General features: G+C 46.4%; 23 protein-coding genes and 1 tRNA gene. 9 read left to right on the top strand and 15 right to left on the bottom strand.

The features are described from left to right. Positions 1 to 17 precede the first annotated feature (17 nt). The 6 genes from D2V93_RS12760 to D2V93_RS12735 all read left to right on the top strand — a co-directional run bounded on the left by D2V93_RS12760 (position 18) and on the right by D2V93_RS12735 (position 6099). Positions 18 to 2267, top strand: a complete 2250-nt coding sequence (locus D2V93_RS12760; protein WP_119617923.1) for a polyribonucleotide nucleotidyltransferase — start codon at positions 18 to 20, stop codon at positions 2265 to 2267. A gap of 167 nt (positions 2268 to 2434) precedes the next feature. Next, the gene (locus D2V93_RS12755) at positions 2435 to 3298 is read left to right on the top strand and encodes a sigma-70 family RNA polymerase sigma factor (protein WP_072878578.1); all 864 of its coding nucleotides are present in this window, start codon (positions 2435 to 2437) and stop codon (positions 3296 to 3298) included. 187 nt (positions 3299 to 3485) lie between these two features. Next, positions 3486 to 4145: a ribulose-phosphate 3-epimerase gene (gene rpe / locus D2V93_RS12750; protein WP_119617922.1), complete on the top strand. Its 660-nt coding sequence runs from the start codon at positions 3486 to 3488 to the stop codon at positions 4143 to 4145. Next, entirely contained in the window at positions 4145 to 5119 is a 975-nt protein-coding gene (locus D2V93_RS12745) for a YpdA family putative bacillithiol disulfide reductase (RefSeq protein ID WP_119617921.1), read from the top strand. Before rpe ends, D2V93_RS12745 begins: the two co-directional genes overlap by 1 nt. A gap of 150 nt (positions 5120 to 5269) precedes the next feature. Beyond that, positions 5270 to 5647: a nuclear transport factor 2 family protein gene (locus tag D2V93_RS12740; protein ID WP_119617920.1), complete on the top strand. Its 378-nt coding sequence runs from the start codon at positions 5270 to 5272 to the stop codon at positions 5645 to 5647. 83 nt (positions 5648 to 5730) lie between these two features. Continuing rightward, a complete protein-coding gene (locus tag D2V93_RS12735) occupies positions 5731 to 6099 on the top strand; it encodes a DMT family protein (protein ID WP_072878572.1) in 369 nt (122 codons plus the stop codon). A gap of 14 nt (positions 6100 to 6113) precedes the next feature. Here the strand turns inward: D2V93_RS12735 and D2V93_RS12730 are convergent, their stop codons facing one another. The 5 genes from D2V93_RS12730 to D2V93_RS12710 all read right to left on the bottom strand — a co-directional run bounded on the left by D2V93_RS12730 (position 6114) and on the right by D2V93_RS12710 (position 9541). Continuing rightward, positions 6114 to 7157, bottom strand: a complete 1044-nt coding sequence (locus D2V93_RS12730; RefSeq protein ID WP_119617919.1) for an ATP-grasp domain-containing protein — start codon at positions 7155 to 7157, stop codon at positions 6114 to 6116. A 3-nt stretch (positions 7158 to 7160) separates the two neighbouring features. Beyond that, positions 7161 to 7880, bottom strand: coding sequence for an NRDE family protein (locus tag D2V93_RS12725; RefSeq protein ID WP_119617918.1), 720 nt, complete (start codon positions 7878 to 7880; stop codon positions 7161 to 7163). Beyond that, entirely contained in the window at positions 7868 to 8353 is a 486-nt protein-coding gene (locus D2V93_RS12720; protein ID WP_119617917.1) for a DinB family protein, read from the bottom strand. The genes D2V93_RS12725 and D2V93_RS12720 overlap by 13 nt, the downstream gene beginning before the upstream one ends. Positions 8354 to 8355: 2 nt before the next feature. After that, on the bottom strand, positions 8356 to 9009 hold the full coding sequence (locus D2V93_RS12715; protein WP_119617916.1) for a LysE family transporter: 654 nt from the start codon (positions 9007 to 9009) through the stop codon (positions 8356 to 8358). Positions 9010 to 9094: 85 nt separating this feature from the next. Then, positions 9095 to 9541 carry a YHS domain-containing (seleno)protein gene (locus D2V93_RS12710; protein WP_119617915.1) on the bottom strand — a complete coding sequence of 149 codons (447 nt, stop codon included), beginning with the start codon at positions 9539 to 9541 and terminating at the stop codon, positions 9095 to 9097. A 307-nt stretch (positions 9542 to 9848) separates the two neighbouring features. Between D2V93_RS12710 and D2V93_RS12705 the strand changes: the two genes are divergently transcribed. From D2V93_RS12705 to D2V93_RS12695, 3 genes are all read left to right on the top strand, one after another. Beyond that, entirely contained in the window at positions 9849 to 10394 is a 546-nt protein-coding gene (locus D2V93_RS12705) for a hypothetical protein (RefSeq protein ID WP_147377326.1), read from the top strand. A gap of 245 nt (positions 10395 to 10639) precedes the next feature. After that, positions 10640 to 11398, top strand: coding sequence for a collagen-like protein (locus tag D2V93_RS18760; RefSeq protein ID WP_220473607.1), 759 nt, complete (start codon positions 10640 to 10642; stop codon positions 11396 to 11398). Positions 11399 to 11543: 145 nt separating this feature from the next. Next, on the top strand, positions 11544 to 12167 hold the full coding sequence (locus tag D2V93_RS12695; protein ID WP_119617913.1) for a collagen-like protein: 624 nt from the start codon (positions 11544 to 11546) through the stop codon (positions 12165 to 12167). 232 nt (positions 12168 to 12399) lie between these two features. On the opposite strand, the gene D2V93_RS12690 is transcribed toward D2V93_RS12695, so the two are convergent. The 10 genes from D2V93_RS12690 to mraY form a co-directional block, all read right to left on the bottom strand. After that, a tRNA-Arg gene (locus tag D2V93_RS12690) sits at positions 12400 to 12473 on the bottom strand. A 31-nt stretch (positions 12474 to 12504) separates the two neighbouring features. Further along, positions 12505 to 12957, bottom strand: a complete 453-nt coding sequence (locus tag D2V93_RS12685; RefSeq protein ID WP_119618010.1) for a GatB/YqeY domain-containing protein — start codon at positions 12955 to 12957, stop codon at positions 12505 to 12507. Between the two features lie 102 nt (positions 12958 to 13059). Continuing rightward, positions 13060 to 15042 (bottom strand): cell division protein FtsZ, encoded by a 1983-nt coding sequence (gene ftsZ / locus D2V93_RS12680; protein ID WP_119617912.1) that lies wholly within the window; start codon positions 15040 to 15042, stop codon positions 13060 to 13062. A gap of 27 nt (positions 15043 to 15069) precedes the next feature. Next, entirely contained in the window at positions 15070 to 16401 is a 1332-nt protein-coding gene (gene ftsA, locus D2V93_RS12675) for a cell division protein FtsA (protein WP_072878553.1), read from the bottom strand. Positions 16402 to 16404: 3 nt separating this feature from the next. After that, on the bottom strand, positions 16405 to 17124 hold the full coding sequence (locus D2V93_RS12670) for a cell division protein FtsQ/DivIB (RefSeq protein WP_119617911.1): 720 nt from the start codon (positions 17122 to 17124) through the stop codon (positions 16405 to 16407). Continuing rightward, complete coding sequence (gene murC, locus D2V93_RS12665; protein ID WP_119617910.1) at positions 17114 to 18463, bottom strand: UDP-N-acetylmuramate--L-alanine ligase; 1350 nt, start codon at positions 18461 to 18463, stop codon at positions 17114 to 17116. Before murC ends, D2V93_RS12670 begins: the two co-directional genes overlap by 11 nt. Next, positions 18460 to 19548, bottom strand: a complete 1089-nt coding sequence (gene murG, locus D2V93_RS12660) for an undecaprenyldiphospho-muramoylpentapeptide beta-N-acetylglucosaminyltransferase (protein ID WP_119617909.1) — start codon at positions 19546 to 19548, stop codon at positions 18460 to 18462. The genes murC and murG overlap by 4 nt, the downstream gene beginning before the upstream one ends. Further along, complete coding sequence (locus D2V93_RS12655; protein WP_119617908.1) at positions 19535 to 20740, bottom strand: FtsW/RodA/SpoVE family cell cycle protein; 1206 nt, start codon at positions 20738 to 20740, stop codon at positions 19535 to 19537. The genes murG and D2V93_RS12655 overlap by 14 nt, the downstream gene beginning before the upstream one ends. 3 nt (positions 20741 to 20743) lie before the next feature. Further along, complete coding sequence (gene murD / locus D2V93_RS12650; protein WP_119617907.1) at positions 20744 to 22078, bottom strand: UDP-N-acetylmuramoyl-L-alanine--D-glutamate ligase; 1335 nt, start codon at positions 22076 to 22078, stop codon at positions 20744 to 20746. Continuing rightward, entirely contained in the window at positions 22079 to 23299 is a 1221-nt protein-coding gene (gene mraY / locus D2V93_RS12645; protein ID WP_119617906.1) for a phospho-N-acetylmuramoyl-pentapeptide-transferase, read from the bottom strand. Positions 23300 to 23346: the final 47 nt, after the last annotated feature.

Genomic DNA, 23346 nt, shown 5'->3' with positions numbered 1-23346 from the left:
CGGGTAAGATTATTTGTATGATTCCAAAAACTTTTAAAGAGGTCATTGACCTTGGTGACGGTAGGGAGATTTCCATCGAAACCGGAAAATTGGCAAAACAGGCCCATGGTTCTGTAGTTGTCCAATCAGGCAAATGTATGTTACTATGTACAGTTGTCTCCAATTATCAAGCTTCGGATGTGGACTTTTTGCCACTTACCGTAGATTATCGTGAAAAATTTGCCGCTGCGGGACGCTATCCAGGTGGTTTCTTCAAGCGTGAAGCAAGGCCCAGCGATGGCGAAGTGCTCACCATGAGATTAGTGGACAGGGTATTGCGCCCATTGTTCCCCAAAGATTACCACTCAGAGACCCAGGTCATGATCCAATTGATGTCCCACGACGAAGATGTCATGCCGGATGCCATGGCAGGATTGGCCGCCTCTGCAGCCATCCAATTATCCGACATTCCTTTTGAGTGCCCCATTTCTGAGGTTCGTGTAGGTCGGGTGAACGGTGAGTTCGTTATCAACCCTACCATGGCACAATTGAAGGAGTCCGACATCGACATGGTGATCGGTGCTTCCGAAGATTCCGTGATGATGGTGGAAGGTGAGATGGGTGAAATTTCCGAAGAGGAAATGGTAGAGGCCATCAAATTTGCCCATGAAGCCATTAAGGTACAGTGTGCCGCACAGGTCAGATTGGCCGAAGCCGTTGGTAAAAAAGAAACCAGAGAGTACGAACAGGCCGTTGAAGACGAAGCACTTCAGAAGAAAATCCATGACATGGCCTATGACAAGGTCTATCAAGTAGCCAAAGCAGGTTCTTCCAAAAAAGAACGCAGTGAGGCCTTTGCCAATATCAAGGAAGAGATCAAGGCCGCTTTTTCCGAAGAAGAACTTGAAGAATTTGGTGGCTTGGTCTCCAAATACTACCATAAAGCCGAAAAAGAAGCCGTCAGGAACCTTACTTTGGAAGAAGGCCTTCGTTTGGATGGAAGGAAAACGACCGACATCCGCCCCATTTGGTGCGAAGTGGATTATTTGCCCTCCGTTCACGGTTCATCCATCTTTACCAGAGGGGAAACACAGGCATTGGCAACGGTGACCTTGGGAACTTCCAGGGAAGCCAACCAAATAGACATGCCTTCCTTCGAAGGTGAGGAGACATTCTACCTGCACTATAACTTCCCTCCTTTCTCAACAGGAGAGGCAAGACCTATACGCGGCACTTCCAGAAGAGAGGTCGGACACGGTAACTTGGCACAACGCGCACTTAAAGGAATGATCCCAGCAGATTGTCCTTATACCGTTCGTGTGGTTTCCGAAGTATTGGAATCCAACGGTTCCTCTTCCATGGCTACCGTTTGTTCGGGCACCATGGCCTTGATGGATGCCGGTATACAATTGAAAAAACCCGTTTCCGGTATCGCCATGGGATTGATCACGGATACTGAAAGTGGCAAGTATGCCGTTCTTTCGGATATCTTGGGCGATGAGGACCACTTGGGCGACATGGACTTTAAAGTTACAGGTACCGCAGATGGTATCACTGCCTGCCAAATGGACATTAAAGTAAAGGGACTTTCCTATGAAATCTTGGTAAAGGCATTGATGCAGGCCAAGGATGGAAGGTTGCATATCTTGGAAAAATTGATCGACACGATCGCAGCCCCAAGACCAGAGGTGAAACCTTACGCTCCAAAAATCATTACCCGAATCATTCCTGGTGAGTTCATCGGTGCACTGATCGGAAAAGGTGGAGAAGTCATCCAAGATCTTCAAAAGAGATCCAAGACCACGATTGTCATCAACGAAGATCCAGATACCGAAGAAGGTATCGTGGAAATTTTGGGTACCGACCAAGATGGCATCGATATGGTGTTGGCCAAAATAGACTCGTTGATGTTCAAGCCTGAAGTGGGCAGCGTTTACGAAGTGAAGGTTATCAAGATGTTGGAATTTGGCGCCGTGGTGGAATATACCGAGGCTCCTGGTAACGAAGTATTGCTCCACGTGTCCGAATTGGCTTGGGAGCGTACCGAAAATGTTTCCGACGTAGTCAACATGGGAGATGTCTTTGACGTGAAATACCTAGGTATCGACCCAAGGACCAAAAAGGAAAAAGTGTCCAGAAAGGCACTGTTGCCCAAACCGGAAGGCTATAAAGAAAGACCTCCAAGAGATGATCGTGGTGGTGACCGAAGAGGTGGCGACCGTGACCGAAGAGGTGGTGACCGTGACCGCAGAGGTGGCGATCGTGACAGAAAGCCCAGAAGGGACTAAGTCAACTTTCATATTATAAGAGAAACCCTGGGAAACATTCCCGGGGTTTTTTCGTTTTTAGAAAACTTTTAGAAAGAAAATCCGCCAAAATGTAACTTTTTAAATTTTTCAACGTATAACCTAATGAGCCTCTGCTCACAAACTTAATTTGAAGGGAAAATTTTTAGATGAGACAGTTAAAGATTACAAAACAGGTTACCAATAGGGAAACCGCTTCGTTGGACAAATATTTGCAGGAAATCGGCAAGGTGGATCTGATCACCGCCGATGAGGAAGTGGAGCTGGCACAACGGATAAAGGCGGGAGACCAGGTAGCCCTGGAAAAATTGACCAAAGCCAACCTCAGGTTCGTCGTTTCCGTGGCCAAACAGTACCAAAACCAAGGACTCACCCTTCCCGATTTGATCAATGAAGGGAACTTGGGATTGATCAAGGCCGCTCAACGTTTTGACGAGACCCGAGGATTTAAATTTATTTCCTATGCCGTTTGGTGGATCCGTCAGTCCATTCTTCAAGCCTTGGCGGAACAATCCAGGATTGTGCGCTTGCCCTTGAACAAAATCGGCTCCATCAACAAGATCAACAAGACCTTTGCTTTCTTGGAACAGGCCCACGAGCGTACCCCATCTGCCGAGGAAATTGCCAAAGAATTGGACATGACCGTGGAAGATGTGAAGCAATCCCTGAAAAATTCGGGCCGCCACGTATCCATGGATGCCCCTTTGATCGATGGTGAGGATTCCAATCTGTATGACGTATTGCGAAGTGGGGAGTCCCCTAACCCGGACAAGGAGCTTTTGCATGAATCCTTGCGCACGGAGATCGAGCGTGCACTGGAGACCTTGACCCCGAGAGAGGCCGATGTTATCAGGCTTTACTTCGGTTTGGCCGGACAACATTCCATGACCTTGGAAGAAATCGGCGAGACTTTTGACCTGACCAGGGAAAGGGTCCGACAGATCAAAGAGAAGGCCATCAGAAGGCTAAAACACACCTCCAGAAGTAAGATTTTAAAGACATATCTGGGATAAAGTGCTAAAAAAACACAATAAATTACAGTTAAACATACCTTAAATTGTTTTTTTGGCAGGAAAGTTGTAATTTGTGTACCTACAACAGTTAATCATGACTGTTCGTTTTTTGATTGATGAATAAACTCCGGCTGATTACCGGAGTTTTTTCATTTATAGGAAGCTTGTAATTGGCTAACTTTGTACCATGGACAAGACAATAATCGCCCCCTCGTTACTAGCCTCTGATTTTGCCAATCTGCAACGCGATATCGAAATGGTCAACCAAAGTGAGGCCGATTGGTTCCATTTGGACATCATGGACGGGATGTTCGTTCCCAATATTTCCTTCGGGATGCCTGTGGTGGAAGCCATTGCCAAGCATGCCAAAAAACCATTGGACACCCATTTGATGATCATGGACCCCGATCGGTATATCAAAGCCTTCGCGGAATTGGGCGTGGACCATCTGACCGTGCACTATGAAGTTTGTCCCCATCTGCACAGGACTTTGCAGGCCATAAAGGCAGAGGGTATGAAGGCCGGTGTGGCCATCAACCCACATACGTCCATCAACTTGTTGGAAGATACCATCCAAGATATCGACATTGTAATCGTGATGAGTGTAAACCCCGGTTTTGGTGGGCAATCGTTCATTGAGAACACCTATCAAAAGGTGAAAGACCTGAAAAAACTGATCCAACGAAAAAATGCAAATACCCTGATCGAGATAGATGGGGGCGTCAACGCGGCCAACGCCAAGAAACTGGTGGAACACGGTGCCGATGTTTTGGTAGCCGGCAGTTTTGTGTTCAAAAGCAAAAATCCGACAGAAACCATCAAAGATCTAAAAGAAAGGACGTTATAATGCAGGAGTTTGATGTTGTAATCATTGGGGGCGGCCCCATCGGCATTGCCTGTGGGCTGGAAGCCAAAAAAAGAGGCCTCAGCTATATCATCATTGAAAAAGGACCCATTGTCAACTCACTGTTCAACTATCCCATCAATATGCAGTTTTTTTCCTCTTCGGAAAAACTGGAAATAGATGGCATCCCCTTTATCAGCAAGGAGGCCAAGCCCAAGCGCAACGAAGCCTTGGAATACTACCGAAGGATCGTGACCTCCAACCAACTGGACATCCACCTGTTTGAAAAGGTCATCACCGTGGAAAAAGAAAATGATATTTTCCAGGTCAATACCGACAAAGATCAATACAAGGCAAAAAATGTGGTTGTGGCCACTGGCTTCTATGACTTGCCCAATCGCATAAACGTGCCGGGCGAGGATTTGCCGAAAGTATCCCATTATTACAAAGACCCCCATTTTTATGCCAGTCAGAAATTGGCCGTGATCGGGGCCAGCAACTCGGCCATCGATGCCGCTTTGGAATGTTGGCGAAAGGGCGCGGAGGTCTCTTTGATCATCCGTGGGCCAGAGGTAGGCCCAAGGGTAAAATATTGGGTGCGCCCCGACATCATCAACCGAATCGAGGAAGGCAGTATCAAAGCCTATTACAACAGTACGGTGAAAGAGATCGCCCCAAGGGAAATCATCATTGACACCCCAGAGGGCGAGACTTCACTGGAAAACGATTTCGTGCTCGCATTGACGGGCTATATGCCCAACTTCACCTTTTTGGAAAGGCTGGGCATTGCTCTTTCCGACGATGAAAAGCGGCTTCCTTCCTATGACCCCGAGACCATGGAGACCAATGTGCCCGGACTGTTCTTGGCCGGAGTGATCTGTGGTGGGATGGAAACCCATAAATGGTTTATCGAAAACTCCCGTATCCACGCCCCCATCATCATGGACGCCATCACGCACAAGGAAGCATCTGTGTAATAGTTCAATCCATCTGACAATACGTCCGCATTGATCAAGTTTCTCCAAAGGAAAAGCCTCCGGCATTACCCGAAATGAACCATAGCGTGCAAAACTGTATTCGTTTTGCATTTTTATCTTTGTTGATGTTCAACCCCAAAAGTTTTGGATATGACCAAGATCATCATAGCATCCGATTGCGGAAATTCACCGAAAAGGGAATTCCTAAAAAAACTGAACATTGCCTTTGCGAAAGGGGATGTGGCCTTCCTGGACGCCTGCGTGACCGATAGTATCCGCTGGGAAATTATTGGGGACAAGACCTTGGAAGGAAAGGAAACCTTCCTGAAGGAGTTGGACACGATGAAAGTGTCCATTGCCTCAGAACTTGTCCTTCACAAAATTCTGACCCATGGAAAGGAAGGAGCTGTGAACGGCACCCTTAAAATGCATGATGGGAAAAAATATGCCTTTTCGGACTTCTATGAATTCAGCAGTGGCAGAGACGCCAAAGTAAAATCCATCATCTCCTATGTCATCAAAATTTGATGCCTGTACAGTTTTAGGGTGTTCAAAAATCAAGGCGATGGCTTACTTTAGCACCAGTAACCCCATCAACTTTGATTATATCTATGAAAGCACTTGCTACCATTGGACTATTGATCTTGAGCAATACCTTCATGGTGGTTGCCTGGTACGGCCACCTCAAATTCCACGAATGGAAATGGTTCAACAAACTGGGCCTGATCTCCATTGTACTCATCAGTTGGGGAATTGCCCTTTTTGAATACATGTTCCAAGTGCCCGCTAACAAGATCGGGTTTCGGGAAAACGGGGGACCGTTCAGTCTCATTCAATTGAAGGTAATCCAGGAAGTCATCACTTTGGTGGTCTTTGCCATCTTTACCCTAGTGGTCTTCAAGACCGAGACCTTTAGGGCAAACCACATTATTTCCTTTATTTTTCTGGTCTTGGCGGTCTATTTTATGTTCAAAAAGTAAACGCGGTATCCAGTTCAAATGGTCTTGAGCTGAGCCTGCAACACTTTGTTGGCCTTGAGCATGGCCCTTCCATCCCTAAAACTCAAATAGGAATGTCCATTTTGGTGGTTGAGCATGCTCACCTCGCACATCAAGCCCCAATGCCGCGTAATCTCCCGCCATGCAAACCATAGGGAATGTTTGGGGTCATAAATGTGGGTAGCCTCCCCCCCTGCCCCATTGATCTCAATGGCACAGAAATTCTTCCCTTCGCACAACTCCTCAAACGTATTATAGAGCACATCCAACCTACCGTAATGAAAATCTTCCATGGGAATGCAAACCTCATTTATGGTCTTGGTGAGTGCATCGTTCAATTTATGGCTGATGTCCACAAACTTGGCGCCCCTCGTGTGGCTTCCGTAGGGGACCAGGATATATTCCTCCCCTTCTCCCAAAATAGTGTGGAGCCGCTCTCCCAACTTCTTTTGGAGTATATGCAATTGCAGGTGGCTTCTCGGATTTTTCTTGATGAGTTCCAAGATGGTGCTTTTTCCGTCCCCAATAACGGAAAGAAATTCTTTGGACACAATTCCTGTGATCTTCCCATGGGTCTCCCCTGGCCTTCGTACATAAAAAATACCGACTTCATTTCCGTAGGGAATCAGTTCCTGGACCAGATAGTGGGAAGGGGTTTTCCGAACATAGTCCCTGAACTGCTCCTCATCATGTATTTTTTCCACCCCAAAGGATTTCATCCCAATGTCAGGTTTGGCAATAAAGGGAAAGGATATGCCTGAAGTCCGTATTCGCCCTAGGGCTACATTGGGCGCCTCATCCTTGGTAATGAAGACTGTGTTGGGGATGTACTGACGGGGTATCAGTCCATAGATCGACATTTTGGATTCCATGGCCATTCCTCCATTTTTCATGCTGGGATTGGCGGCATTGAAAAAGAAAAAGGAACCTGCCTTTAGGGAATAGAAGAGCCAAACCGGGAACAGTGGATAATAAATGGCCCATAACGGCCAATATTCCCAATGGGTGAGTTTATGCCACTTCAATTTTAGGGAGGTCATTCTTTACACAGTGAGTTGGTTCGGTGAAAGGGAGACTTCGAATGCCTTATCGTTCAGTAGGTCGATGTGCTTCAAGAGGCCCTGCCCTTCATGCTCCAATATGGTCTGGGTCACACTGAAGGTCTTCAACCCGGTTTCACGGTCAATGATAAACCCGTTCTCAAAATCCTCATGGTTGTTGGTATGAAAATCAACTACATCCGAAGCCTCAATGGGATGGGTTCTTTTCATAAATCCATCGAACAACGAAGCTCGGCGCCCGATGACGGCATCATCATACAAGGTAACAGATGACCAGATATGGCTTTTGGACTTGTCCAAGGGCCTAAAATATTTTTGTCCGCCATCCCACCTGAATTCCAATAAATGGGCATGGAACAACACAAGAGTGAAGGGTTCAATGTTATAGAGATCGATTTCCGAGAGCATGGTCAGTGGGGCTTCGCTACCAATGATGTCCAAAAGGACCAAACCACGGCTTTTTGCATAGTTACCATTGGAGCTGTGTTTCACAAAGGCCCCGTTCAGCAGAACCGCTATGGCGCCGTTGTCGTTGAGGGCGAACCAAGTGCCCCCGGCCTTGGGATCCTTGGGAAAGAGTACTTTCACGGAACCTAAGGTTTCTTCTTTGGGTTCATGGGCCAGTGGTCGGGAGATGTGCTCATCCCTGTTGGATGTGATAATGTACTTATCCCCCGAAGGTACAAAACTTACTGTGCACATGCCTTTCTATATTGTATGGTGGACGGCGCCACTCCGAAAGATTCCGGAAGCTGCTTTTCCGTAAAATGTTGGATACCTACTTTGATGAGCGCATGGTGGTGGATGGTATGCTCTAGATTGTACATCACTTCCCTGTGGTAATTGGATTCCAAACAGACATCCTCACCTCCCAGTTCATAATTGACCTTGATGGGCTTGTTGGGGCGTTCCAACCGGTCCTGGATCCAACTGAGCTGCTCAATGGCAAAGGGAAGTTCTTCGGCCAATTTCAGGTTGCGCTCCCGTCGATCATAGGAAACATCGGCGGTCTCATAACCATTTATCAAACAAAGGTACAGCTCAATGATATGGCGGGTATGCTGGCCGATACTGGAGTTGGAGAGTACACTACATGACTGTGCATAACAATCCTTTGGCAATTCCAAAAGGATGTGTTTAAACTGCTCAAGGGTATCCAAAGAAGATTTGAACATACTTACTCAATTTTATGATGAATTCGTTTTTTGATGAAAATGAACATAAGGTAGAAAGAAAATCCAAGGTACAACAACCCCATCATCAGATTTGTGATGGTATGATAACGGTCGTAGTTGGCAAAAATGAACTTGCCGGCCAGAATAAAAATTCCCAAACCGACGAGGGTTCCCAAACCTATGCCCAGTATATAAAATACATAATGACTGTTCGATCTCTGCAAAATCCCTTTGCGGTCCAATACTTGGTTCCAGGTCATCCAAAAAGGGAACTGCAAGGGGTTCAGCGCGCTCAGCAACAGCCCCAACACAAAGGTCGATCCAATCTGAGGGAAAAAATCCGTCTTGGAATCGGTCACCGTAACGCTGTCCATTTCCAAAAAACTGGACAAGGACAAATAGAGCAAAAAAACAATGCCGAGGGGAAGGATATACTTCAGGGCCCTTTCCCCCAAATGTAACCTTTCATTCCCGTAGAGGGTGATCCTGACCACCGAGAGTTCTACCAAAACCACAGCCATGGCAAACCAAATTGCCGAGACCAGACCCTGTGAAGCCGCAATGTCAAAAGCAGTAAGATTGAGCGTCCCGAAGGGCAAAGCCCCAACGAAGCTGATCAGCAAACCATAAAAACAGACTTTTGCGTAATTGGGCATATAGAGATTAGTTGTTAATGGAGCTCCAAAACGTATGCACAGAACAGGAACAACCTGCACATTAGACTTGGATTTCTTCGGAATGTTACGGATTCTTGATCTTTTTCCAGTTCTCGTCCGCCTTGGTTTTCAGGACATTTGGAGATTCTTTGAGCCATAAGTCCAAGGTATTGGTATTACCAGCGTTGTAGAACAGGTAAAGTTTCCCCTGCCTGATCTCAAAAGTTTCCGGGTCCACCCTTACCTTTTTTCCAGACACGGCCACAGCATAGGCACAATATCCTCCATACTCAGGTAGATATCTTGTAGGTTCAGCCATGAATTTTTCCATATTGGATTGGCTTTCGAACTTATATTTCACCCCATCATATTCAGTTGTATACTCCTTGAGCCCTTCATGGGCCTTACCTGAAAAATAGGAAACCACATCATATCCATTAGCGGCATAGCCCTTATGAACGTTATAGTCAACACTCTGTGCATGGGCAAAAAAACTGATGGTCAAAAAGAGGGCAAGAAGCGCTTTTTTCATATGTACTTGTATTTACGTTTCATTTGACCAACATGGGAAATCCAGTGGTCTGGACTGGGTTAGTCAGAAGGTCTTTTTATTCCTTTCACCGATTTATGATAAAATCCAAACCGATCGACCACACTTCCAGGCTTTGGCCATCATCAAAAAGCACTCTTTTCTCCTTCAAAAATTATTTACACTTCTTCAAACCGCTCATCCGTCAACCCAAAATGGCTATCCATCAATTGTCCCAAAATTCCTCGAAGCCATTTGCTAATTTGAATATCGAAAGCTTGGTTACTGACTAATAAGTAACATTCAATTTATGAAAACAACACTCTTGAATATATCAAAAATGTCCCTTCTTCTTTTCTTGGGACTTGGCACCATCTTGATTTCCTGTTCAGGTGAAGATGGCAAAGATGGAATCGACGGCGAAATGGGACCTGCTGGTCAAGATGGAAATGCCAACGTGATCGTTTCCGATTGGATGCCCTTTGTCTGGAGCCATACCAATGAGGTGGATTACGCTTGGATGGACATTCCTGTTGAAAACATTTTGGATTTCGCTGAAAGTGGAGGGGTTGTGATGGTGTATTTAAGGATCGATTATGGTGGTACAACTGTTCGGGCACTCCCAATGTACTCCAACTATCAGAGCTACGAGTTTGCTTATGGCAAATTTGGTACAAGTTTTACAGGTATCAGAGTGTTTGTGACCCATTCCAATCTTGACATTGTGGAAAACGACCCAGCCACACGTATACGCTATGTACTGATACCCGCCAACATCGCTCAGACCAGCGGCATAACCAATCAAATACCAAAGGAGTTTGACGAGATTGCCAATTTACTCGGGTTGGAGCAATAGGTTTCCATGAAATTATTGTTCAACATTTTTTAAAACAAAGGTGCGGTTTTACCTTCCCAAAATCACTTCCGCTTCTTCAAACCGCCCATCCGTCAACCCAAAACGGCCATCCGTCAATTGTCTGAAAATTACTTGAAACCACTTTCTAATTTTGGTCTTTACATGAATTTAATCCGAATCCCAGCACTGATATTTTTAAACCATTCTTACCAATTTTATATATACACCCTACATCAATTCATTATATGAAAAAAACACTTTTACATCTATCAAAAATATCCATCCTCCTTCTGTTGGGGTTAGGCATGATCATCGTTTCCTGTTCTGGCGAAGATGGCACAGATGGAATCAATGGAGAAATGGGAGTCCAAGGAGCACAAGGTCCACAAGGGGAACCAGGAACGCAAGGAGCACAGGGGGAACCGGGGACACAAGGCGAACAAGGACCTCAGGGAGAGCAAGGAGAACAAGGACCCCAAGGGGAGCAAGGACCTCAGGGTGAGCAGGGAGCACAAGGCGAACCCGGTCAAGATGGACTGGACGGACAGAATGGCCAAGATGGGAACGCCAATGTCATCGTTTCCGATTGGATGTACATCGTTTGGGACAATGCAGATAACAATGTTCCTCCTACTTGGGGAGAAATGATCATCGAAGAAATTCCTGGCATCAATGACATTAATGTATTCATAGACACAGGAGGAGTCGTTCTTTTTTATTTGAGACGTGATATCGGCTTGGCCACCTTTACAACACCACTTCCACATCAAGATGGTTCGGAACGCATCTTTTCATATGCTGTGACCTCTACCGATCCCAATCTTTTTGTGCCCGGATTGGTCATAAGAGGTGAATCGATCAATGTTTCCTCTATGGAAAACAGCGATAACTATTTGATAAAGTATGTGATTGTCCCTGCCAACATTGCACAAGCCAGTGATCTGGTCAACAATATGCCCGAAAGTTTTAGTGAGGCTGCAACTTTACTTGGATTGCAACAATAAGTTTTTGTCCAGATAAAAATACTGCATATCTGTGTTTGAAATCAGCCCATTACACTTCCGTTTTGCTGGTGAACAGACAACACCGAAATAAACCCCACTCATACCAACATCATATACATTTTTACTAATCCATTTTATTTATTTTATGAAAACAACACTTTTAAATCTATCAAAATTGACCCTTCTCCTTTTCTTGGGGATGGGTATTGTCTTGGTTTCCTGCTCTGGCGAAGATGGCAAGGACGGCCTCAACGGCGAAATGGGAATTCAGGGAGAGCAAGGAGCTCAAGGAGTGCAAGGACCCCAAGGAGAACAGGGCCAAGATGGGAACGCCAATGTCATCGTTTCCGATTGGATGCAAATTGCTTGGGACAATGTAGACAACAATGTTCCTCCTACTTTTGGACAAATGTTCATTGAAGAAATACCCGGGATAGCAGACATTGAAGCCTTTTTGGAAACCGGTGGCGTAATCCTGGTTTATCTAAAGCGTGATTATGGTTTGGGCACTTTTACTTTATTACTCCCATATCAAGATGGTTCCGATCATATCTATACCTATACCGCAACCGCTACAGACCCCAATATTTTACCACCTGGGTTGGTGATAGTCGGTGAAGCAAACGATGTGAGCAACTTTGAAAATAACGATGCGTATTTGATAAAATACGTGATAGTTCCCGCCAACGTTGCCCAGGCCAGTGATTTGGTCAACAAAATGCCTGAAAACTTTGGTGAGGCTGCTACTTTGCTCGGATTGGACCAATAAGCCTTAATTCAATATTCATTCACGCCCGACAGACGTTCCCATACCATACCTTCTTTGTCTGTCGGGTTATTTTTTTAGGCCATTATAACAAAAGCAGGCAATGATGCCTGCTTTTGTTTTTGTGACCTAGATAAGGATTGTATATCCCTGAACGTTCCATCATGAAAATCAAAAAGCCCCACTTACAAATTCAAGTTAACTTGATTTGACGTGAAGCCTTTTGATTTATCTGTGACCCAGGGAGGATTCGAACCCCCAACCCTCAGAGCCGAAATCTGATATTCTATCCAGTTGAACTACTGGGCCATTCCACTCCCAAAAATACAGGAGTTTATTTTTATACGCTCAATTTTGCCTTTACAATGCTGGAAATAGTCTTTCCATCGGCCTGACCTGCCAATTCCTTGGATACGATGCCCATCACCTTGCCCATATCCTGCATCCCCGAAGCACCAACGGATTCTATGGTTTTGAGCACCACTTTTTCAACCTCTTCCTCGGACAATTGTTCGGGTAAGAATTTCTCGATCACCGCCACCTGTGCAAGCTCTGGTCCGGCCAAATCTTCCCTTCCTTGTTGTTGGAAGATAGCCGCACTGTCCTTTCGTTGTTTTACCAATTTCTGGATCAGTTTCACTTCTTCCTCCTCCGAAAGTTCTGCACCGGCACCTGTTTCCGTCTTTGCCAACAAAATGGCCGACTTGATGGCACGCAATGATTCCAAGGCAACAGTATCTTTTGCCTTCATGGCCACCTTCATTTCTGTCATTACCTTTTCCTGCAAACCCATTTCCATCTATTTTGGGCTGCGAAGATAAAAAATAAACCCGAAAGTATCTCAACTTTCGGGTTCATGCTTCCATTTAAAAAATGGATGTCAATTTAAACACTACTAATCAACATTATCGTGCAAAAATGAGTTGTTGGAACGCAACTGTAGATCATCGTTGCTATCCTCGCTCAATGTGGTCCTGGAAACCTTCTGCTCCTTTGGAACATCGTTCAGATCTACCCCTTGGCGCTTGTATGCTGGCTGTTTCTCGATTTCGTCTATACTGTTCCTGTTGTTCTGGAATTTATAGTTGAAATTTTTCAGTTTTCTCCTGCGCTCGTCCGCCCTATCCTTTAGAAGATCGCTGATGGAACTGTTGAAAGGGTCCAAGCTGTCCGTGGTCTCCTCTTTTTGATTGGCGGCCTCGACTTTCAAGGTCTTTTTCTCAAAGACAAGTTCATTTTCCACCAATTTGGGCTCATGGGTCTCGGCCATGGACTTGGCACCGGTCAGTTTGGTCTCCAATTCCATATACTCTTCCAAATTGTAGCGGGTCTCCCCCTGCTTTTTGTATTCCAAAACAGGTTTTACCTCCACATATTCATTCACCCTCACATCCCCAATGCCATCATCCAAATTGAAGGTGACCGTGTGTTCCCTTTCATCCTCTTCCTCCTCTACTTCATTGTGGAGGGGCATGTCAAAACTCAAGGTAAATTGGTCTTCCTGTGACTTGGGAGTAACCACTTCAGGCTCCACTACTTCTATATTGTTGATGATATTCTTGGCTTCTATGATGATAAAGTCGTCTTCCACATATTCAGGGACCACTTCTTCATAAAATACATTGAAATTCCTGATATAGCTTGTGGTGGGCACCAAATCGGGTTCTTGCATCTTGGCCTTGGGCACACTACGCTCCTCCACTTCCTCTTCTTTCATTTCCAAAGTGTGCTTCACCACGGTGGGTTCTGGTTCAGGTTCCACAATGGGAGCCTTTTCCACCCTCATTTCCCGTACCGCCGTGGCCTCAGGGGTCAAATCTTGTTGCGCGGTCTGCTCGTCCTCCAACGTATAGAATACCTTCTTGGATTCCGTGTTTACTATGTTGTCCTGCTGGTCCACATTGAAGCCAGTGGCGATCACGGTCACGGCAATGGCCTCTCCGAGATTCTCGTCCTCACCCACACCCATGATGATATTGGCACCGTGTCCGGCCTCTATCTGGATATGATCATTGATCTCCCCAATCTCATCGATGGTAATCTCCTGGGAACCGGAAACAATCAGCAACAGTACATTTTTGGCCCCATTGATCTTGTTGTCGTTCAGCAATGGCGAATCCAACGCTTTCATGATGGCCTCTGTGGCCCTAGCTGAACCTGACGCCACGGCAGAACCCATAATGGCCGTTCCACTGTTGGAAAGCACCGTCTTGGCATCCCTAAGGTCAATGTTCTGTGTATAGTGGTGTGTGATGACTTCTGCGATACCCCTTGCCGCAGTGGCCAACACTTCGTCTGCCTTTGAGAAGCCAGCCTTAAACCCAAGATTGCCGTATACTTCACGAAGTTTGTTGTTATTGATCACGATGAGCGAATCCACATTCGCCCGTAATTTTTCTATCCCCAACTGTGCTTGCTTGTTACGCATGGCCCCTTCAAACTGGAAAGGGATGGTAACGATGCCCACGGTCAGAATGTCCAATTCCTTGGCCAGTTTGGCAAGAATGGGCGCGGCCCCGGTACCGGTTCCTCCTCCCATACCTGCTGTGATGAAGGCCATTTTGGTATTATGTCCCAACATGCCCTTGATCTCTTCCATGCTTTCAAGGGCGGCCTGCTCCCCAACATCGGGGTTGGCCCCTGCCCCTAGACCTTCGGTGAGGGAGACCCCTAACTGGATCTTGTTGGGCACAGAGCTGTTCTGTAAGGCTTGGGCATCGGTGTTGCAGATCACGAAATCCACTCCATTGATCCCTGCCTGGAACATGTGGTTGATGGCATTGCTACCGCCGCCGCCTACTCCTATTACCTTTATTACGTTGCTCTTGTTCTTGGGCAAATCAAAAGCGATGTTGTCAAATTCAGTGTTCTTGCTCATGACAGTTGTGTTTCGTTAATGGGGTTATTATTCTGCGTTGTCCAAAAAGTCCTTCAGCTTCTCGGACCACTTGTCAAAAATGGATTTTCTTTCCTTGTGCGAGGTCAAGGTGGCCTCTGCCCCAACATGCTCCTGCTCCACCAGCACCTTTTCCTCTTTTTGCACTTCTTCCTGTTGATCTACCACCTTGCCCATTGTTTTGGACTCCAGGGCGTTCATCAACAATCCTACCGCCGTTGCGTACAACGGACTGGCAATTTCCTCGTCGGAATCGCCAGCTAAATGTTCGTTGGGATAACCGATCCGGGTATCCATCCCGGTAATATACTCCACCAATTGTTTCAAGTGTTTCAATTGGCTTCCCCCACCGGTCAATACGATTCCAGCGATCAATTTTTTCTTTTGGTCCTCATGACCATAGTTTTTGATCTCCACATAGACCTGCTCTATGATTTCCACCACTCTTGCATGGATGATCTTGGAGAGGTTCTTCAAGGTGATTTCCTTGGGCTCCCTTCCCCTTAGACCAGGAATGGAGACAATCTCGTTGTCCTTGTTCTCGCCCGGCCATGCGGAACCGAACTTGATCTTCAACAGTTCGGCCTGTTTTTCAATGATGGAACAGCCTTCTTTGATATCTTCGGTGATCACGTTGCCACCAAATGGGATAACGGAGGTATGGCGGATGATCCCATCCTTGAAAATGGCAAGGTCCGTGGTTCCACCACCTATGTCGATAAGGGCAACGCCCGCTTCTTTTTCTTCCTGGCTCAGAACCGCTTCGGCAGAAGCCAAGGGCTCCAAGGTGATGTTGCCTAGGTCCAGCCCGGCACTCTTGATGCACCTTCCAATGTTTTTGATGGATGACACCTGACCGACCACTACATGGAAATTGGCCTCCAAACGGCCACCGTACATTCCTTTGGGTTCCTTTATCTCGGACTGGCCGTCCACTTTGTACTCTTGTGGTAGTACATGGATGATCTCCTCACCGGGAAGCATGACCAATTTGTAGACTTGGTTGCAAAGCCTGTCCAGATCGTCATTGTTGATGACTTCCTCGGAATTAGGCCTGGTGATGTAGTCACTGTGTTGCAGGCTCCGTATGTGCTGTCCGGCAATGCCAACGACAACCGAGCCTATTTTTAGACCAGAGTTCAGTTCTGCCTGCTCCACTGCTTGTTGAATGGAGGAGATGGTCTGGGTGATGTTGTTCACCACCCCTCTGTGCACGCCCAGACTTTTGGACTTGCCCATGCCCAGAACCTCAATTTTTCCATACTCGTTCTCCCTACCAATGATCGCTACGATCTTGGTGGTTCCAATATCCAACCCAACTGAATAATTACCCTGTTCCATATCTTATATTTTGGTGCAAACCACTTGATTGTTGAACTCCAAACTCACTATTACATAATCTTCCAAGGAATTGTCCTTGGCCGCCTTAGCATAGAAAGCCATGAAATTCTTGAACTTTGTATTTAGATTGTCCACTCCCCCCAAATTCACCACAAAGTTCTCCATGCGGAATTTGAGTTGATAGTTTCCTTCATCTTCAATGTGTATCCCGATGACATTTTTCCTGAGAAAATCATCTTCGTTGATATAGTTGAGGATCACATATGCGTCCTCGAGGGTCCTGCCCGTAATTTTACCCGTGATGATGGGCACCCTTGCCGAATGTTGCTTGGACAATGGCATACGCTCTCCCAAATCATCCAAATAAAATTTGGAGACCCCTTCTACTCTTCCAATCGGTTTACGCTGAACAATCTTTGAGATAAGTTCCCCGTTTACAGTAAGATAGACTTGGGCATTTTTCACCATATCGTTGGACAGAATTACCTCCTCTATGGTATTCAAAACTAATTGTTCTTTGGCCCTATTTTTTACGGGGCCGTAATTTTGTATTAACAATTTATTAACCGCATCCTCAGTCAAGTACAAGTTGTTGTCGCCCACAAATTTAACCGAGATATCGTCTATCTTCCTCTTTTTGCTCCGCTGATCGGCAAAACCGTAAAGTGCAATTACGGCCACCGACAGAAAAGCCAATTTGATGTAATTCCAATTAACCCGCATAAGCCAATTCTTTTTTTATTTTGGGCACTTCAAGCCCTATGTCCCCTGCCCCAAGAGCCACTAAAACCCCTGTTTTACAGTTACTTACTTCTTTTATCAATTCCGCTTTGGGAACTAGTTTTTTATTCGGGTTATCTATTTTCCCCAACAGCCAAGTCGATGTGATGCCCTCCATAGGTTCTTCCCTTGCCGGGTAGATGTCCAAGAGGATGATCTCATCGAACTGGGAAAGACTTTGGGCAAAATCGTCCGCAAAATCCTTGGTCCTTGAAAACAGATGGGGCTGAAAGATCGCCGTCACCTTTTCCCCGGGGTGCATCTCTCGTATGGCCTGGTGCACCGCATCAATTTCAGCGGGATGGTGCGCGTAGTCATCGATAAAGACAAAATCCTTTTCCTTGATCTGGTACGAAAATCTACGCTGTACGCCCTTGAACGTAGCCAAAGCTTCGGCAAGGCGGTGGGGTGGGCAACCCGTTTGCACCGCCATCGCAAAAGCAGCTAATCCATTGAGCAAATTGTGCCTTCCAGGCTTGCCAAAACGAACCTGTTTCAGCACCTCGGAAGGCGTAACGAGATCAAATACGTAGGTTCCATGTTCAATGTCAATATGTTCAATACAAAAGTCGGAGCCATCTTCTATGCCAAAGGTGGTGCCCTCCATGGGCAATCCTTTTCGCACGAACAGTTTCCCACCAGGTTTTATCTTTCCTACAAAATCCCGAAAGGACTGAAGCAATTCTTCATGGGTGCCATAAATGTCCAAGTGGTCGGCATCCATACTTGTGATACAGGCCACCGTGGGAGACAACCTCAAAAAGGAACGGTCGAACTCATCGGCCTCCACCACGGAATATTCAGTACCCTCCAACACAAAATTGCTGTTGAAATCTTCCGATATCCCTCCCAAAAATGCAGTGAAGGGAAGCCCACACTCCTTGAGCAGGTGCGCCAAGATGCATGAGGTGGTCGTTTTTCCATGTGTGCCGGCTACGGCCAAGCAATAGGAGTCTTTGGTGATGATACCCAACACCTCCGAACGCTTCTTGATCTCGAAACCGTTCGCTTTATAAAAATTGAGCTCACCATGGGATGAGGGGACCGCAGGGGTATAGACCACCAAGGTACCCGGCTGCTTGAACGTGTCCGGCACCGAAGCGATATCATCTTCAAAATGAACCTGGATTCCCTTTTCCTGAAGGCCATCGGTAATAGGCGTTGAGGTCTTGTCGTACCCGGCAACCGGTTTTCCGATAAAATCGAAATAACGGGCCAAAGCGGACATCCCTATGCCTCCTATACCAATAAAATAGACGCTATGTATATCCTTCAGGTTCACTTCAGCAATTTTTCAATTTCATCCACTATATGTTCCGTGGCCTTGGGCATGGCCAATTTCTTGATGTTCATTCCCAGACGTTCCTGCATGTCATTGGAAGCCATCAATTCCGTAAACTTTTTTTCAAATTCGGCATCCAGTTCACTTTCCCTCAACATGATGGCAGCTTCCTTGGACACCAGGGCATTTGCATTTTGGGTCTGATGGTCTTCGGCCACATTGGGCGATGGGATAAAGATTACCGGTTTTCCCACCAGGCACAGCTCCGAAACCGAACCCGCCCCGGCCCTCGAAATGATCACATCCGCAGCAGCATAGGCCAAGTCCATACGATTGACGAAGGCCAATACCTTTACCGAATCCGAATCGTATGCTTTGTAGTCCTCCACATAGAGCTTGCCACACTGCCAAAGCACTTGCAGGCCCTGTCTTTCAAAAAAATTCAACTCTTTCCCCACCAATTGGTTGATGCGTCTGGCACCCAGACTGCCTCCCAAGATCAGGAGGGTCTTCTTGCCCGCATTCAAGCCAAAGAAACCAAGGGCCTCTTCCTTGCCCGATTCCTGGGTCACCAAATCCATGCGGACGGGATTGCCCGTCTTCACGACTTTTTCCTTGGGAAAAAACCGCTCCATCCCATCATAGGCCACACATATTTTCTGAGCTTTGCTGGCCAATAGTTTGTTCGTAATGCCCGCAAAGGAATTCTGCTCCTGAAGCACACAGGGAATGCCCGCACCGGCCGCCATCCTTAACAATGGTCCGCTGGCAAAGCCTCCCGTGCCTATGGCCACATGGGGCTTGAACTGCTTCACTATCTTTCTGGCTTCCAACAAACTACTTATCACTTTAAAGGGAAACATGAGATTTTTCAATGTCAGTTTCCGTTGTATTCCACTTATCCACAAGCCCTTGATCTCATAACCGGCCTGTGGCACTTTTTCCATCTCCATTTTATCCTTGGCCCCCACGAACAGGAACTTGGCATCTGGATGCCTTTTCTTCAGCTCGTTGGCTATGGCCACTGCGGGATAGATATGTCCTCCCGTTCCTCCCCCTGAAAGTATGAACCTATAACTGCCCACTCAATACTTCTAAAGGGTTGGTCTCATCTATGTCATAGGATTGCTCCTCCAAATTCTCTGTCTTATTGCTCGCACTCAGTACGATGCCTATCGCCAAGCAGGTCATCCATATGGAAGTACCTCCCATGCTGATCAGCGGCAATGGCTGGCCCGTTACCGGAAACAACTGCACCACCACGGCCATGTTGATGAATGCCTGGAACACAATGGGCAGCCCGACCCCGATCACCAACAGTTTTGAAAATACTGTTTTGGCCGAGTGTGCCACCACCACGATCCGGAATAACAACAACAGGTAAAAAAACAGCAAGGCTCCCCCACCCAACAATCCATATTCTTCAATAATGATCGCAAAGATGAAATCCGAGGTACTTTGCGACAACATATTTTTCATGACGCTCTTTCCGGCCCCTTTGCCCACTACGCCCCCTTCGGCGATGGCTATCTGGGCCAGTGTGAGCTGGTGCAGGTCATCCTTGTCCGCCTCTTCTGGATGGATAAAGGTCTCTATCCTGGATTTCCATGTGCCCGCTCTATTTGGCAACACTTCGGGTGCCTTGAAAAGGACGAACATGAACATACCGCCCAAAACGATTCCCGTGCCCACCATGGCAAACAGATATTTTAGCGGATATCCACCCAAAAAGCACAGCACCAACACCATAAAACAGATGATGGCCGCCGTTGAAAAGTTTTCGGGCAAAATGAGCATCACCACCAAGGCCGTCGGAAGCCAAAGTGGTAAAATACTTTCCTTAAAAGTGATCTTTACATCCTTGATCTTGGTCAGATACCGAGCAATCCATATCATCAACACAACCGATGCCAAGGTGGATGTCTGAAAATTGACCCCCACTAAAGGAATCTTGATCCAACGGTTTGCCGTGACCCCACCAATGCGGGTTTCCACCGTCAAAGTATAGGCCAGCAAAATCAACACAATGGGCAGCGCAATGATGGAAAGCCCCTTAAAATAATGGGTAGGAATCTTATGGATGGCATAAATGATCCCAAAGCCCAAGAACAGGAGCACGGCATGTTTCACCAAGTGTCCGAATGTGGTCCCGTCATCGTTCACAAACACCAAATTGGTACTTGCACTATAGACAGGCAAAAATGAGAAAAGGGCCAAAAGGGCCACTACGCCCCAGATGGCTTTATCACCTTTCAGATTTTTGACTATGGCCAACACGTTCTACAAATTTTTAATTGCTGCTTTAAATTGGTCTCCCCTATCCTCGTAGTTCTTGAAAAGGTCAAAACTGGCACAGGCCGGCGACAAAAGGACGGCATCGCCCCGTTCCGCCACCTTGTAGGCCACTTTGACCGCTTCCTCCATGGAATAGGTCTCCACCATAAGGTCTATCACATTACCAAAAGACTCTTTCAACTTGGTATTGTCCACGCCCAAACAGATAATGGCCTTCACCTTTTCCCTTACCAAGGGCATCAACTCCGCATAGTCGTTTCCTTTGTCCACTCCGCCCGCTATCCAAACAATGGGCTTTTTAATACCATCCAGCGCATAGAATGTGGCGTTGACATTGGTCGCCTTGGAATCGTTGATGTACTCCACATGATTGATCTTCAACACCTTTTCCAGCCTATGCGGCACTCCCTGAAAGGACTGGATGCTCTGGCGAATGGTCTCTTTCCTGACCTTCACCAAGAGGGCGGCCATGCTTGCGGCCATAGTGTTCTTTACGTTGTGCTGCCCTTCCAAGGCCAAAATATCTGTACTCATTTCCAAGGTTTTATGTTCTAATTTTATTTTTATCGTTTCATCCTCCAACCAGGCTCCTTCCTCCAATTTTCTTTTGACCGAAAAAGGGACCAATTTGGATTGAACAGGGTTCTTCTTTAACCAACTTTCCATGACTTCATCATCGGCATCATAGATCAGGTAGTCATTTTCGTCCTGGTTCATGGCGATGCGGAACTTGGAGGCGATATAGTTTTCAAATTGATACTCATATCGGTCCAAATGGTCCGGGGTGATGTTGGTGATCACGGCAATGTGCGGTTTGAAATCCACTATGCCATCCAACTGAAAGCTGCTGATCTCCAACACATACTGATCAAAATCTTGCTCCGCTACCATTTTGGCAAAGCTGTCACCGATGTTTCCGGCCATTCCCACGTTTAAACCTCCATTTTTTAAAAGGTGGTAGGTGAGCATGGTCGTGGTGGTCTTGCCGTTGCTTCCTGTGATTCCAATAAGGGTCGCATCGGTATATTTTGATGCAAACTCTATTTCCGAAATGACAGGAATACCCTTGGCAACGAGTGCTTTGACCAATGGCACCTTATCGGGAATACCCGGGCTTTTCATCACCACATCGGCATTCAAAATCTTGGCCTCCGTGTGGTCGCCAGACTCCCATTCAATCTCAAAATGTTCAAGAACTTCTCTGTATTTCTCTTTGATTTCCCCTTTGTCCGAGACAAAGACTTCAAATCCTTTCTTCTTCCCCAAAATGGCGGTTCCCACACCACTTTCTCCTCCTCCAAGTATCACCAAGCGATCCATCTATCGAATTTTTAGTGTGACGATGCTGATGACCGCCAATAAAATCCCTATGATCCAGAACCGTGTCACTATTTTGCTCTCGTGATATAATTTCTTTTGATAATGGTGGTGCAGAGGAGCCATCAGAAATATCCGTTTCCCTTCACCATATTTCTTTTTGGTATGCTTGAAATACCCCACCTGCAACATCACCGACAGTGACTCGGCAAAGAAGATCCCGCACAATACGGGAATCAGCAATTCCTTCCTCACCATAATGGCTATCACCGCAATGACCCCACCAATGGTAAGGCTTCCCGTATCGCCCATAAATACTTGGGCGGGATAGGTATTGTACCATAGAAATCCGACCAACGCACCTACAAAGGCCGCAATGAACACTACCAATTCCCCTACTCTGGGCAGATAGAAAATGTCCAGATAGTTTGAAAACTGGATGTTGCCCGAAACCCATGCAAAGATTCCCAAAGTGAGCACAATGATGGCGGACGAACCTGCTGCAAGACCATCAATACCATCGGTCAGGTTGGCCCCATTGGAAACTGCAGTGACGATCAAAATGACCACTGGGATGAAAATGAGCCACGCATAGTCTTCGATCCCTTCGCCCATCCATGAAATAAAGTCGGCATAATCCAACTCATTGTTCTTAAAGAATGGCACATTCGTACGGACCGCCTTGGTCTCTTCCCCAAAAACCTTTTCCACTTTGAAATTTTCGGTAATGGTGGTGGTATCTTTCTCTTTGATGGTCACCATAGGGTGAAAATAGAGCGTGATGCCCACGATCAGCCCGAGACCTACTTGCCCCATGACCTTGAATCTTCCCTTCAGGCCCTTTTTGTCCTTTTTGAATATCTTGATGTAATCGTCCACAAATCCGATGATCCCCATCCATATGGTGGTGACTATCAATAGAATCACATAGATGTTCTTGATATCAGCAAACAAGAGCACAGGTAGCAAGGTCGAGATGATGATGATGATGCCCCCCATGGTGGGTGTTCCCGCTTTTTGCTGTTGGCCTTCCAAACCTAGGTCACGAACAGTCTCACCAATTTGCTTTTTCTGTAAAAACAGGATAATTCGTTTTCCATATACCATTGCTATCAGAAGAGACAACATCACGGCCATGGCCGCCCTAAAGGTCAGGAACCGAAAAAGTCCCGCGCCCGGCAGTTGGTATTGTTTCTCCAAAAATTCGAACAAGTAGTATAACATATTCAGATATAAGACTTAAGATCTAAGACGCAAGACAGAAGGTGCTT

This window comes from Flagellimonas taeanensis (assembly GCF_003584105.1).
In the GTDB taxonomy this organism is placed as follows: Bacteria; Bacteroidota; Bacteroidia; order Flavobacteriales; family Flavobacteriaceae; genus Flagellimonas; species Flagellimonas taeanensis.
The sequence above is the reverse complement of the archived record's forward strand: the minus strand, read 5'-3'. Positions and strand labels throughout refer to the sequence as shown.

Coding starts and splice junctions, on each gene's coding strand:
- murD (WP_119617907.1), bottom strand. CDS start 22,078: ATGGATCGCTTGGTGATACTTGGAGGAGGAGAAAGTGGTGTGGGAACC.
- ftsZ (WP_119617912.1), bottom strand. CDS start 15,042: ATGAGCAAGAACACTGAATTTGACAACATCGCTTTTGATTTGCCCAAG.
- D2V93_RS12740 (WP_119617920.1), top strand. CDS start 5,270: ATGACCAAGATCATCATAGCATCCGATTGCGGAAATTCACCGAAAAGG.
- D2V93_RS12670 (WP_119617911.1), bottom strand. CDS start 17,124: ATGCGGGTTAATTGGAATTACATCAAATTGGCTTTTCTGTCGGTGGCC.
- mraY (WP_119617906.1), bottom strand. CDS start 23,299: ATGTTATACTACTTGTTCGAATTTTTGGAGAAACAATACCAACTGCCG.
- D2V93_RS18760 (WP_220473607.1), top strand. CDS start 10,640: ATGAAAAAAACACTTTTACATCTATCAAAAATATCCATCCTCCTTCTG.
- D2V93_RS12730 (WP_119617919.1), bottom strand. CDS start 7,157: ATGACCTCCCTAAAATTGAAGTGGCATAAACTCACCCATTGGGAATAT.
- D2V93_RS12715 (WP_119617916.1), bottom strand. CDS start 9,009: ATGCCCAATTACGCAAAAGTCTGTTTTTATGGTTTGCTGATCAGCTTC.
- D2V93_RS12710 (WP_119617915.1), bottom strand. CDS start 9,541: ATGAAAAAAGCGCTTCTTGCCCTCTTTTTGACCATCAGTTTTTTTGCC.
- D2V93_RS12745 (WP_119617921.1), top strand. CDS start 4,145: ATGCAGGAGTTTGATGTTGTAATCATTGGGGGCGGCCCCATCGGCATT.
- D2V93_RS12685 (WP_119618010.1), bottom strand. CDS start 12,957: ATGGGTTTGCAGGAAAAGGTAATGACAGAAATGAAGGTGGCCATGAAG.
- D2V93_RS12725 (WP_119617918.1), bottom strand. CDS start 7,880: ATGTGCACAGTAAGTTTTGTACCTTCGGGGGATAAGTACATTATCACA.
- D2V93_RS12720 (WP_119617917.1), bottom strand. CDS start 8,353: ATGTTCAAATCTTCTTTGGATACCCTTGAGCAGTTTAAACACATCCTT.
- D2V93_RS12760 (WP_119617923.1), top strand. CDS start 18: ATGATTCCAAAAACTTTTAAAGAGGTCATTGACCTTGGTGACGGTAGG.
- D2V93_RS12755 (WP_072878578.1), top strand. CDS start 2,435: ATGAGACAGTTAAAGATTACAAAACAGGTTACCAATAGGGAAACCGCT.
- D2V93_RS12705 (WP_147377326.1), top strand. CDS start 9,849: ATGAAAACAACACTCTTGAATATATCAAAAATGTCCCTTCTTCTTTTC.
- D2V93_RS12695 (WP_119617913.1), top strand. CDS start 11,544: ATGAAAACAACACTTTTAAATCTATCAAAATTGACCCTTCTCCTTTTC.
- D2V93_RS12735 (WP_072878572.1), top strand. CDS start 5,731: ATGAAAGCACTTGCTACCATTGGACTATTGATCTTGAGCAATACCTTC.
- ftsA (WP_072878553.1), bottom strand. CDS start 16,401: ATGGAACAGGGTAATTATTCAGTTGGGTTGGATATTGGAACCACCAAG.
- rpe (WP_119617922.1), top strand. CDS start 3,486: ATGGACAAGACAATAATCGCCCCCTCGTTACTAGCCTCTGATTTTGCC.